Source organism: Chromobacterium haemolyticum DSM 19808 (assembly GCF_000711885.1).
Taxonomy (GTDB): Bacteria; Pseudomonadota; Gammaproteobacteria; order Burkholderiales; family Chromobacteriaceae; genus Chromobacterium; species Chromobacterium haemolyticum.
On record NZ_JONK01000021.1, the window covers coordinates 1 to 11,441 of the forward strand.

Consider the following 11,441-nt stretch of genomic DNA (forward strand, 5'->3'; position numbering starts at 1 on the left):
TGACTGATCGCAAAGGAGCCCTCACAGCGCTGGCGCGCTGCCAGAGTGGGCTCAAGCGGGTGCAAAGCCTGCTGTGCGACAGCGGTTACGTGGGCCAGCCCTTCGCGCAGGGAGTGCGGGAGATTCTGGGCGGGTATGTGACGGTACAGATCGCGAAGAGAAGCGAGCTGCATACGTTCAAGGTGATGCCAAAACGATGGATTGTGGAGCGCAGCTTCGCTTGGTTGGAAAAGAGCAGAAGGCTGTGGAAGAACTGTGAGCGGAAACTCAATACCAGCTTGCAGTTCATCCACTTGGCTTTCCTGGCTCTATTGCTCCGGAGATCGTAAACAGGTTCTAAGAACCTGCTCGGAGCCTGCATGCGCCGCTTCGCGGCGCGCGGCCGGCAATGGGCCGCGGGCCGCGCGCGGAACCTCGGCTCAGATATTGTAGACCAGCACCAAGCCGATCAGGACCGGAGCCGCCCAGCAATAAATAAAGCGCACGCCGGAGGCCAAGGCGCTGGGCAATTTCAACTCGGCTCGCATGGTCGGCCAGATCACCCAGCCGGCGAAGCAGGCGGTGCCGATGCCGCCCAGCGGCAGCAGGATGTTGGACGCGGTGTAGTCCATCAGCTCGAACACATTGCGGCCGAACAGCTTCCAACCCGCCAGCGGCCCAAAGGACAACGCCGCCGGCACCCCGGCGCAAAACACCAGCAGACAAATGAGCAGCGTCGCCTTGCGTCGGCCGACGCCCCACTCATCGATGGGAAACACCGCCACCAACTCCAGCAGAGACACCGAAGAAGTCAGCGCCGCCATCAGCAGCAGCAGAAAGAAAGCCGCCGCCAAGCCTTGGCCGAAAGGCAGGTGGTTGAACACCACCGGCATGGTCATATAGGTCAGGCCCGGACCGGCCTGCGGATCCAGACCGAAAGCGTAGATCGCCGGGAAGATCATCAGACCGGCCAGGACCGAGGTCAGCGTGGTCAGGCCGGTGACCCACAATGCCGCGCTCGCCAATTTCGCGTCCCTGCCCAGGTAGGAACCGTAGGCGATCATGCAGCCGGCGCCCACCGACAAGGAGAAGAAGGCCAAACCCAAGGCCTCCACCAGCATGCCCGGCGTCACTTTGGAGAAATCCGGCGTCAGCAGGGCCGCCACGCCGGCCTCCGCGCCCGGCAAAGTCAGCGAGCGCGCAATCAAGCCCAGCATCAGCAGGAACAATAGCGGCATCAACACCTTGCCCGCCCGCTCAATCCCCTTCTGCACCCCGCACATCACCACTAGCAAGGTCAGCCCGGTGAACAAGGCGTGAGTCAGCAGCGATTCGAAGGGATTGGACACGTAATCGCCGAACAGCCGCGCCAGCGCCGCCGGGTCGTTGCTCATCACCCGGCCGTCGAGGGCGCGCAGCAGATAACCCAGAGTCCAGCCGCCCACCACGCTGTAGAAGGAAAACACCAGGAAGCCGCACAACACGCCGGCATAGCCCACCAGCTTCCAGCGGCGCGAGCCCAGCCGGGCGAAAGCGCTCACCGCGCCGCAAGCGGCCGCGCGGCCGATGGCGATCTCGGCCAACAGCAAGGCGATGCCCAAGGTGAAGGTGAGCAATAGATAGATCAGTAGAAAGGCGCCGCCGCCGTTCATCGCGGTGACGTAGGGAAACTTCCAGATGGAGCCCAGGCCGACCGTGGCGCCGGCCGAAGCCAGAATGAAACCGAGGCGGGAACCCCATTGCGTGCGAGACATGACAACTCCTGAGTCAGAACAATTTGCCGCCGCACGGGGTAACGCTGGATACAACAAGGCCGCCCATGACGGCGGCCCGGAAAACAGATGCTAAAATCCCTGGCGCGCCGATTAGCTGCGCCACCACCACGATTTGGTCTGGAATGGGATCTTCTGCTTCATAAGTTCGCCAGCATGCCGGTTCACGCCCCAGTACGTCAAGCCCGGCATGCGCGCTCACGCCTTGTCGACAGCCAAGCCGGCCTCCGCCATCCCCGCCTTCTTCAGCCGAAAACCTAGCCACAACGCCAGCAACCAGGCCGGCAGCACATACACCGACACCGCGATGCCCGGCGTGAACAACATCACGCCCAGAATCATCAGCATGAAGGCCAGGCACAGCCAGTTGGCGAACGGATGCCACAGGGAAGCGAACACCAGCTTGCGACCACCCTGGGCGCGGCGAAACTTCAAATGCGTGAGGCTGATCATCGCCCAGTTGATCACCAGCGCGGTTACCACCAACGACATCAGCAGCGCCAGCGCGCCGTTGGGCAACAGGTAGTTAAGCACCACGCCGGCGAAAGTCGCCAGAGCCGAGAACAAGGTGGCGTTGACCGGCACCCCCCGCTTGTCCAGCTTGGCCATGCGCGTGGGCGCATTGCCCTGCTGAGCCAGGCTGAACAACATGCGGCTGGTGGCGTAGACGCCGCCGTTGTACACCGACAAGGCTGCGGTCAGCACCACGAAATTAAGCCCGTGCGCGGCGAAACCGGCCCCGATCTGCTCAAAAATCATCACAAAGGGGCTGCCGCCGGCAGCCACCTTGCTCCACGGATACAAAGACAGCAGCACCAACAGCGAGCCGATGTAAAAAATCAGCACGCGGTAGATCACCTGATTCACCGCCTTGGGGATGGTTTTCTGCGGGTCCTGGGTCTCCGCCGCCGCCATGCCTATCAGTTCCAGGCCGCCAAAGGAGAACATGATCACCGCCATCGTCATGAACAGGCCTCCGACACCGTGCGGGAAGAAGCCGCCATCGCGCCACAGATTGCTCACCGAGGCCTGCGGACCGCCGTTTCCGGACAAGAGCAGATAGCCGCCGAACACGATCATCGCGATGACCGCGCCCACCTTGATCAGCGCGAACCAGAACTCCGTCTCGCCGTAATATTTGACGCTGCTCAGATTGACGCCGGTGATCACCGTGAAGAAGACCAGCGCGGTGACCCAAGTGGGCACATCCGGCCACCAGTAGCGCACGTATTCGCCGGCGGCCGTCAGTTCGGCCATGCCGGCCAGCACATACAGCGCCCAGTAATTCCAGCCAGACAGGAAGGCGGGAAACTTGCCCCAGTAGCGATCGGCGAAATGGCTGAGCGAGCCGGCCACCGGCTCCTCGGCCAACATCTCGCCCAATTGGCGCATGATCAGGAAAATGATGAAGCCGGCGACGGCGTAGCCGAGAATCATAGCCGGTCCGGCCGCTTTCAACACGCTGGCCGAGCCCAGGAACAGACCAGTGCCGATCGCGCCGCCCAGCGCGATCAACTGAATATGGCGGTTTTTCAGCTCGCGCTTCAAACCGGTGGAAGTGGGGGTAACGCTCACCTTGGCGCCTCCTGCTGATTGAGTGAATGGAACGGTATTGCTTCATCAATGCAGCAAGGCCCTTACCACTCAAAACTGGACAATAAGTCCAATAAAACCAGCAGGACATCCCTATTACATACATCAACTTCAAACAAACCACGACCAGATTAAACAAAACAAGACATAAGGTCAAAAAGCATTTCACTGCATTTAGCAAAGAATTGCCGACCAATGCTATAGCTTCAAATTATCGGACACTTTGTCCAAAAAAATTTTAATATCGGAGAAGCCGGCGTAAAAGAGCAGGGCCGCCTGCGGAGGCGGCCCTGCCGATTACGGTCTCGCCAGAGCGGCGACCGATGAAGTCATCCTCAAGGCGTTTGACGCGCGGGCTCCGCCGTCGGTGTGCCCTTGGCGCGATAACCCACCCACAACAGCCCCAACCATATCGGCAACACATAGACCGATACAGCGGCACCCGGCGTCAGCAACAGGATCAGCAAAATCATCGCCATGAAGGCCAGGCAGACCCAGTTGGTCAGCGGGAACCAGAAGGATTTGAACACCAGCTGTTCGCCGGCCTCGATCTTGGCGCGACGGAACTTCAAGTGCGTCAGACTGATCATCGCCCAGTTGGTCACCAAGGCGGCCACCACCAGCGACATCAATATGCCCAGCGCCTCGCCCGGCAACACATAGTTGAGGATCACGCAGGCGAAAGTCGCCGCCGCCGAAACCAGGATCGCCATCACCGGCACGCCGCGCTTGTCCACCTGCATCAAGGCCTTGGGCGCGTTGCCTTGCTTGGCCAGCCCGTACAGCATGCGGCTATTGGCGTAGACGCTGCTGTTGTACACCGACAGCGCCGCGGTCAACACCACAAAGTTAAGCAGGTTGGCGGTGAGGCCGGAGCCAATCTGCTGGAAAATCATCACGAAAGGGCTGCCGCCGGACGCCACCTTGCTCCACGGATACAAGGACAGCAGCACCACCAGCGAACCGATGTAGAAGATCAGGATACGGTAAATCACCTGATTCACCGCCTTGGGGATGGTGGTGCGCGGATTGTCCGCCTCAGCCGCAGTCAAGCCAATCAGCTCCAGACCGCCGAAGGAGAACATGATCACCGCCATCATCATGAACAAGCCGCCAAAGCCGTGCGGGAAGAAGCCGCCGTCGCTCCACAAATTGCTCACCGAGGCCTGCGGACCGCCGGTGCCCGTCAGCAGCAGATAGCCGCCAAACAGAATCATCGCGATCACCGCCACCACCTTGATCAAGGCGAACCAAAACTCCGCTTCGCCGTAAACCTTGACGTTGGCCAGGTTGATGCCGTTGATACAGACGAAGAACACCAGCGCAGACACCCAGGTGGGCACATGAGGCCACCAGTACTGGACATAGGCGCCTACGGCGGTGAGCTCGGCCATGCTGACCAGGATGTACAACACCCAGTAGTTCCAGCCGGACAGGAAACCGGCGAAATCGCCCCAGTAACGATAGGCGAAGTGGCTGAACGAGCCGGCCACCGGCTCCTGTGCCACCATTTCGCCCAGTTGGCGCATGATCATGAAGGCGATCAGGCCGGCGATGGCGTAGCCCAGAATCATCGACGGGCCGGCGGCTTTCAGCACGCTGGCCGAACCGAGGAACAGTCCGGTGCCTACCGCGCCGCCCAGCGCGATCAATTGTATGTGGCGGTTTTTCAAGCCGCGTTTCAAACCGGCTTCAGTGGAGATATCAGTCAAGGCTGCCCCCTCAAATCATCATTTTCCAGCAACATTAATACCAACAGCATGACAATTCAGGCAAGCCGCGTCGTTCCTGTTGCAAACATCGACAAGCTGAACATTAAGCACCTAAGCGCAGACTGAGTCAAACGACGACATTGGATTTTTATGCCTCGATCACGTCATATATTGAATACAATGAAATTAAATTCGATTATTTAAACAAATACTTTGCTCAAATTGCTCAACAAGCTGCAGACTACTGCAAATTTCTGCCACGCGCCCTCTCCTCCGCCCGTATCAGTACAATGACACATAAGCAAGCGTTTGCTTGCCGATATCTTGATTTAAATCAAACCGCTATCGATAGTCGCTCCCCGCCCTCGCTCCCGTAAACGCTAACGACTCGCCACTTTTAGTAACAAATGGAAAACATTTAATTTGCAACTGTCTGCCACCATAAAGTGTCTGAATTTCATCTCACTCATCATGATTACGGCCGCATAGACGGCCTGCTTTTTGGAGACGAACCATGAAACAATCCTTGTTGATCGCCAGCGTGCTGGGCGGCGGCATTGCCCTTGGCGGTCTGGGCGTGGCCGGCTATCAGGCCGTGAAATCCAACCCGCAAACCGCGGCCGCGCCTCAGCAAACCGCCAGCGCGCCGGCCGCAGCATCCGCCGCCGCGGTTCTGCCGCCCACGGTGGCCTCCGCTCCGGTTACCGTCGCGGCGGCCGCTGCTCAAACGGCTCAAGCCGTTGCGAAGCCCGCCGAACCAAGCGCGCCGGCCAAGCCGGCGGCGCCGGTTCACGCCACGCATGCCCGCATTCTGGCGGTGACGCCGATCAAGGAAACCGTCAATGCGCCGAAGCAGGTATGCCATCAGGAGCAAGTGACCCATCAAGCGCCGGTTCAGGATCAAAATCGCATCGCCGGCTCCGTGATAGGCGGCGTGCTCGGGGGCGTGCTGGGCAATCAAGTGGGCGGCGGCAACGGTAAGAAAGCCGCCACCGTGATCGGCGCATTGGCCGGCGGTCTGGCTGGCAACAAGGTGCAGGAAGGCATGCAGCAACGCGATCAGGTCAACAGCACCCAGACTATTTGCAATGAAGTGAACGAAAGCAGCGAGAAGGTCGTCGGCTACGACGTCAAATACTCGCTGGACGGCAAGACCGGCACCGTACGCATGGATCGCAAGCCCAAGGGTAAAACCTTGCCGGCCAAGAACGGCAAGGTGCTGGTTTAGAGCGGCTACAATCCTGATGCTGCGTTGCACCGACTTGCCGCGCGACTTGCTTCGGCCGTAAAAGCTGAATTTTTTGGCCGCGCTTAACCCCCAAGCCTTGCCACGCAAAAGCGGACCTCCCGGTCCGCTTTTTTTCATACCCTCAGAACCTGTTCAAAGTCTCGCGAGCTAAAGTGAAGCAAGGCGCTGCCGCAGCGCAGCCCGCTTTGCTCAATACGGTATACGAGCATTTCGAAGCCGATACGCATCGCGCCATGTCACCACCGACGCGGAGGCCGATTACAAACAGGTGCTCAGCGCCAACGCGCAGCAACCGCCTCCGCCTCTTCTGGCGGGCCGAACAAGACCGTCCAACGGTCTTTCCAGTTGGGCGCGCGCCAGGCTTCGCGCAGCATGTCGCGCCATTCCACCACGCTGACCCACAGCGGATTGAAGCTATTCACCGGCTTGACCGTGCCGTAGTCGCAGGGATCTTGCTCGCACTCTTCCACATAGGTGCCGAACAGACGGTCCCAAACTACCAACACGCCTGCGTAGTTATGGTCGATGTAGCGCGGATTCTTGGCATGATGGCCGCGATGGATGGATGGAGTGTTGAGCACGTACTCCAGCCAGCCCAGCTTGGGGCAGGCCTGGGTATGCACAAAGAACTGGAACGCCAGGTTCAGCAACACCACGCCCACCACCTGCTCCGGCGGGAAACCCAGCCAGGCCAGCGGCAGCCAGAACGCCCACATGCCGGCCAATGGATACATCAGGCTTTGACGGAAGGCGGTGGTGAAATTCATGCGGGTGGAGCTGTGATGAACGCTGTGCGCCGCCCACAGCCAGCGCACGCGATGACTGACGCGGTGGAACCAGTAGTAGAGAAAATCCTGACCGATGAACAGCAGCAGGAAGCTGAGCCAGGAATCGGAAAACTGAAACAAGCGGTGCTGCTGATAAATCCATGCGTACAAGGGCAGCACCAGCACCCAGGCCAGCTTGTCCGCGCCCTGATGCAACAAACCCAAACAGGCGCAGCACACCGAGTCGCGCCAGTCGTAAAGGCTGAGCCGGCCCTGGCGGCGCAAATACCAGAGCTCGCCGGCAACGCAGGCCAGGAATACCGGCGCCAAAGCCAACAGCAGCAGTTGAATGTCGAACTTCATCACCGCCTCCCGCTTGGGAACTGTGTCCACGCGCTAACGCAAACACTTGATTGGAGTTTGAGCTCTATAATTACTCAAACACCGAATGCCGGCAAGCGGATCAGCCCTGTCCTGCGGTCTACCCTACTGCTGCTGACGCGCGCGGAACGCGGTCAAGGCCGCCTCCCTCTCGCTCCAGGTCCGGTTCACGCTCCTGCGCCCGGACAGGCGCTGCAGATAGGCCTCGCGGTCGGGAAAACCGGCGGTGACGTCTTCGCCCAGCAAGGCTTTGCTCATCTGCTCCAGCGCCGGCAGGATGCAGGCGGCGCTGATGTCGGCGCTGCTGAAATCTTCGCCACAGGCCCAAGGCCCGTAATCCAGCAACTGCGCGCAGGCCGCCACGCCTCGAGTGATCTGCTGGCGAGCGGCGTCAATGGCGCCGGCTTCCAGCGGGCTGCCAAACAGCCAATGGCGGTACAGCGGCAGCGCCGGCGACAACACGTATAAATCCAGCATCGCGCTCAATTGGCGCGCATGAGCGCGGCCGTTCGGCGTAGGCGGCAGCAAGGAGGCGGTGGGATAGGCATCCTCCAGCCATTCCAGGATCACCGATGACTCCGCCATGGCGTGGCCGCCCACTTCGACAAAAGGAATCTTGCCCATCGGGCTCTTCGCCAGCAGTTCTTCCTGCTGCGAAGGGGCGGTGAGGATTTCTTGGAAGTTGACGCCCTTTTCCAGCAAGGCGATTTTGACCTTGTTGTAATAAGGGGACAGCGCAGCGCCGTAAAGCTTGATCATTCAGGTCTCCAGGCAGGCCGGGCCTGCGGTTGCTGATGGAAGGCGGCCGGCCATGCTGCAATGCAGGACCAGCCCGGCAGCATTATGCCATTACTTATTCATGGCAATGGCTTTTTGCTGCAGCAATTGCCGGATCTGGGGCAGCGCCGCTTGCGCCGCGCGCTCGCCCTCCAGGATGGCCTGGTGGCGCGCATCGAACTGGGCGGAGCCGATATCCTGCACTTGCGGGCGTATCACTACGTCGGCCTGCTTCAGCTCCTGCGCCAGCGCCGGCCCGTTCATGATGTTCAGACTCTGGTCCAGCATGGACAGAAAACCGGTGGCGGCGCCCTTGCGCGGCCGCGCCGAGATATCGACGGCGATGACGAAGTCCGCGCCCATCTCGCGCGCGGCGCTGACCGGCACCGGGCTGACCAGGCCGCCGTCCACATAGCTCTTGTTGCCTATCTTCACCGGCAGAAACACATTGGGAATGCTGGCCGAGGCGCGCACGGCCTGGCCGGTGTTGCCCAGGCGAAACACCACTTTGCGGCCGCTGTCCAGTTCGGTGGCCACCGCGCCAAACGGCCGCGGCAGTTGTTCCATGGTCTTGTTGGCCACCTGGGCGTTAATCCAGTTCTGTAGCTTCTCGCCTTTGATCACGCCCTTGCTGGACAAGGTCCAGTCGGTGAGATTGGATTCATCCAATTGAATCGCCCGGCTCTGCAACTGCATGCCGCTAAGACCGGATGCGTACAGGCTGCCGACCACGCTGCCGGCGCTGGTGCCAGTCACCAGGTCCGGCGTGAGGCCGGCGGCTTCCAATACCTTGATCACGCCGACATGGGCGAAGCCCTTGGCCGCGCCGCCGCCGAGCGCCAAACCGATCTTGGGCTTCAGCACCGGCTTGGGCGTCACCGCCGCGGGGGGGGAAGACAAGGTGGAGCAGGCAGCCAGCAGCGCGGCCATGCTCGCCAGCAACCAGGGCCGGAGTGTATGTTTGCTAATCATGATTCCATCAGGCTTTCAGACATCGGCGGCAATCAACGCCGCCCCAACGGACGCGGAATCCAGCATCACATAGTTCAGATGCCGCGCGCCCTCCAATTCGAAATAGCATTCGCCGTGGACATCCATTTCCAACCGGCGGTAGAACGCGATCGCGCGCTCATTGCCGTGCCACACTGTCAGCCACAGGCGGGCGGGCTCAGGAAGGGCGAACGCCCAACGCCGTCCCGCTTCTAGCAAGCGCCGGCCCAGTCCTTCCCCTGTACGGCTCTCCACCAGATAGAGCCGCTCGACTTCCACGGTGGCGAAGTCACAGCCCTGGCATGGGCTGTCCCGCTTCAACAGTACGTAGCCAATCAGGAAATCATCCTGCTGCATCACCAGCAGATGATGCGCGGAACCGACAATCAAGGCCTCGAAATTCGCCGGCGTGAATTCGCTCAACACATAGTTGGCCATGTCCCGGCGGACGCCGTCGGTCACGTAGGTGCTCAGCCACACTTGAATCGACAAGGCGGCTAGGCAAGCGGCATCTGTCTGCGTCGCCGGGCGGATGGTCGGCATCGCCTTATTCCGGCCGTTTCTTGACGAACTCGATCACCTGACGGCCATCGTCGCTGAACTTGGCCAGTTTCTTGTCGCCGCCCTTCCAGGCATGGCCGTACACCACCTCGTAGGTGGCCGGCAGCTTGCCGTCGCGGCGCAGATCCTCATACGCCGCCTCCACCCGCTGCCAGGCGTGCTTGCCCATCAGGCCGCGGCCGCGGCCGCTGGTGGCGTTGTGCGCGCCGATGGCTTTCAGGTCCGCCATCACGTCGCGGGCGCGGCCATAGGTCAACACGATTTTTTCCATGTCCATCACCGGCTCGGCGAAACCGGCGCGCATCAACGCGTCGCCCAGATCGTGCATGTCGATGAATTGGTTGACGTGGGTGGCGCGGTCCACTCCGGCAAAGGCGCCCCGCAATTCATGCAGGGTGTCCGGGCCCAGGGTGGAAAACATCAGCATGCCTTCGGGCTTCAACACACGGCGGAATTCGGCGAACACGCTATCCGGCACATTGACCCACTGGATGGTGAGGCTGGACCAGATCATATCCACACTGGCGTCCGCCAGCGGCAAGCGCTCGACGTCGGCCACCACCTGCCACGGCAGGCTGGGGCGAAACAGTTTCTTCAACAGGCCGTCGCCGCTCTGCTGCTTGGCGCGGGAGGCTTGCAGCATCGCCTGGGCCAGGTCCAGCTCCACCACGCGCGCATCTGGATAACGGGCGCGTAATTGGGCCGAGCCGTAGCCGGTGCCTGCGCCGGCGTCCAGCACCACTTGCGGCTGAAACTTGATGTAGTCCAGCCGCTCGGACATCCGGTCGGAGACTTCGCGCTGCAAGACCGCGGCGGAGTCGTAGCTGGCCGCGGCCTTCTCAAACGAGGCGCGCACGCGCGCCTTGTCGGTGTAAAACGCTTCAGTCATGCATGGGTTTCCAAATGCAGGGCAAGCGCGGCGACGAATTCGGCTTCGTGCGACAGAAACGGCGCATGCGACGCTTGCGGAAATTCATAAAGCCGGGCATCGCCCAGCGCGTCGGCCAGCCAACGGCCGGCGCCTATCGGCGTGATGGCGTCGCGGGCGCCGTAGAACAGGCCCACCGGGCATTGAATGCGGCCGGCCAGCGCGCGCGCGTCGGCCATAAGCAACAGTTCCAGCGCAGGTAGCAGGCCTTGCGGCCGGCCATGAGCGAACAGGTCCGCGCGCAAGGCCTTCAGCGTGTCGCGGGCGGACGGCGCGCCCATCATCTGCAAGGCCAGGAAACGCTCCAGCGTCTGCTCGAAGGCGCCGTCCAGACTGGCGGCCACGGCTTCAATGGATTTGCGCTCCTGCGCGTGCGGCCAGCCCTCCTCGCGCACGAAGCGCGGGCTGGTCGCCACCAAGGCCAGGCTCTTGATCTTGTCGGGATGGCGGGCCGCCCAATGCTGGGCGATCAGCCCGCCCAGCGACCAGCCCACCAATTGCAGCGGCAATGGAAAAGCCTGGTCCAATAGATCGGCCACCGCGTCGGCATCGAAGGAGGCCAACGGGGCGGATGCGCCGTGACCAGGCAGGTCAACCAGATGCACGCAATGACAGGCAGCCAATTGCGCCGCCACGCGGCTGAACACACCGCCATGCAAGCCCCAACCGTGCAGCAGGACGACGTCCGGGCCTTGACCCAGCGTTTCAACAAACAGACTCATGGACGACCAG

General features: G+C 61.3%; 11 protein-coding genes. 2 read left to right on the plus strand and 9 right to left on the minus strand.

The genetic code is table 11. The features are described from left to right. Positions 1-329: transposase (locus tag BR71_RS13325; RefSeq protein ID WP_043637785.1), on the plus strand; the 329-nt coding region annotated here is incomplete at its 5' end. Between the two features lie 90 nt (positions 330-419). Here the strand turns inward: BR71_RS13325 and BR71_RS13330 are convergent. The 3 genes from BR71_RS13330 to BR71_RS13340 all read right to left on the minus strand — a co-directional run bounded on the left by BR71_RS13330 (position 420) and on the right by BR71_RS13340 (position 5,056). Next, positions 420-1,733: a sodium-dependent transporter gene (locus tag BR71_RS13330; protein WP_043638126.1), complete on the minus strand. Its 1,314-nt coding sequence runs from the start codon at positions 1,731-1,733 to the stop codon at positions 420-422. Positions 1,734-1,949: 216 nt separating this feature from the next. Next, on the minus strand, positions 1,950-3,326 hold the full coding sequence (locus tag BR71_RS13335) for an amino acid permease (protein WP_043638128.1): 1,377 nt from the start codon (positions 3,324-3,326) through the stop codon (positions 1,950-1,952). A 353-nt stretch (positions 3,327-3,679) separates the two neighbouring features. After that, entirely contained in the window at positions 3,680-5,056 is a 1,377-nt protein-coding gene (locus tag BR71_RS13340) for an amino acid permease (protein ID WP_052370555.1), read from the minus strand. Positions 5,057-5,570: 514 nt separating this feature from the next. On the opposite strand from BR71_RS13340, the gene BR71_RS23605 reads away from it, so the two are divergent. Further along, positions 5,571-6,284: a glycine zipper 2TM domain-containing protein gene (locus BR71_RS23605; RefSeq protein WP_081862656.1), complete on the plus strand. Its 714-nt coding sequence runs from the start codon at positions 5,571-5,573 to the stop codon at positions 6,282-6,284. 293 nt (positions 6,285-6,577) lie between these two features. Here the strand turns inward: BR71_RS23605 and BR71_RS13350 are convergent, their stop codons facing one another. From BR71_RS13350 to bioH, 6 genes are all read right to left on the minus strand, one after another. Further along, positions 6,578-7,435, minus strand: a complete 858-nt coding sequence (locus tag BR71_RS13350) for a sterol desaturase family protein (protein WP_043638130.1) — start codon at positions 7,433-7,435, stop codon at positions 6,578-6,580. Positions 7,436-7,558: 123 nt separating this feature from the next. Next, positions 7,559-8,212, minus strand: coding sequence for a glutathione S-transferase family protein (locus BR71_RS13355; protein WP_043638132.1), 654 nt, complete (start codon positions 8,210-8,212; stop codon positions 7,559-7,561). Between the two features lie 90 nt (positions 8,213-8,302). Beyond that, entirely contained in the window at positions 8,303-9,202 is a 900-nt protein-coding gene (locus BR71_RS13360; protein ID WP_043638134.1) for a patatin-like phospholipase family protein, read from the minus strand. Positions 9,203-9,217: 15 nt separating this feature from the next. Continuing rightward, positions 9,218-9,763 (minus strand): GNAT family N-acetyltransferase, encoded by a 546-nt coding sequence (locus BR71_RS13365; RefSeq protein WP_052370556.1) that lies wholly within the window; start codon positions 9,761-9,763, stop codon positions 9,218-9,220. 4 nt (positions 9,764-9,767) lie between these two features. Beyond that, positions 9,768-10,670 carry a malonyl-ACP O-methyltransferase BioC gene (bioC, locus tag BR71_RS13370; protein ID WP_043638138.1) on the minus strand — a complete coding sequence of 301 codons (903 nt, stop codon included), beginning with the start codon at positions 10,668-10,670 and terminating at the stop codon, positions 9,768-9,770. Beyond that, positions 10,667-11,431 carry a pimeloyl-ACP methyl ester esterase BioH gene (gene bioH / locus BR71_RS13375; protein WP_043638142.1) on the minus strand — a complete coding sequence of 255 codons (765 nt, stop codon included), beginning with the start codon at positions 11,429-11,431 and terminating at the stop codon, positions 10,667-10,669. The genes bioC and bioH overlap by 4 nt, the downstream gene beginning before the upstream one ends. Between the last annotated feature and the right edge of the window lie 10 nt (positions 11,432-11,441).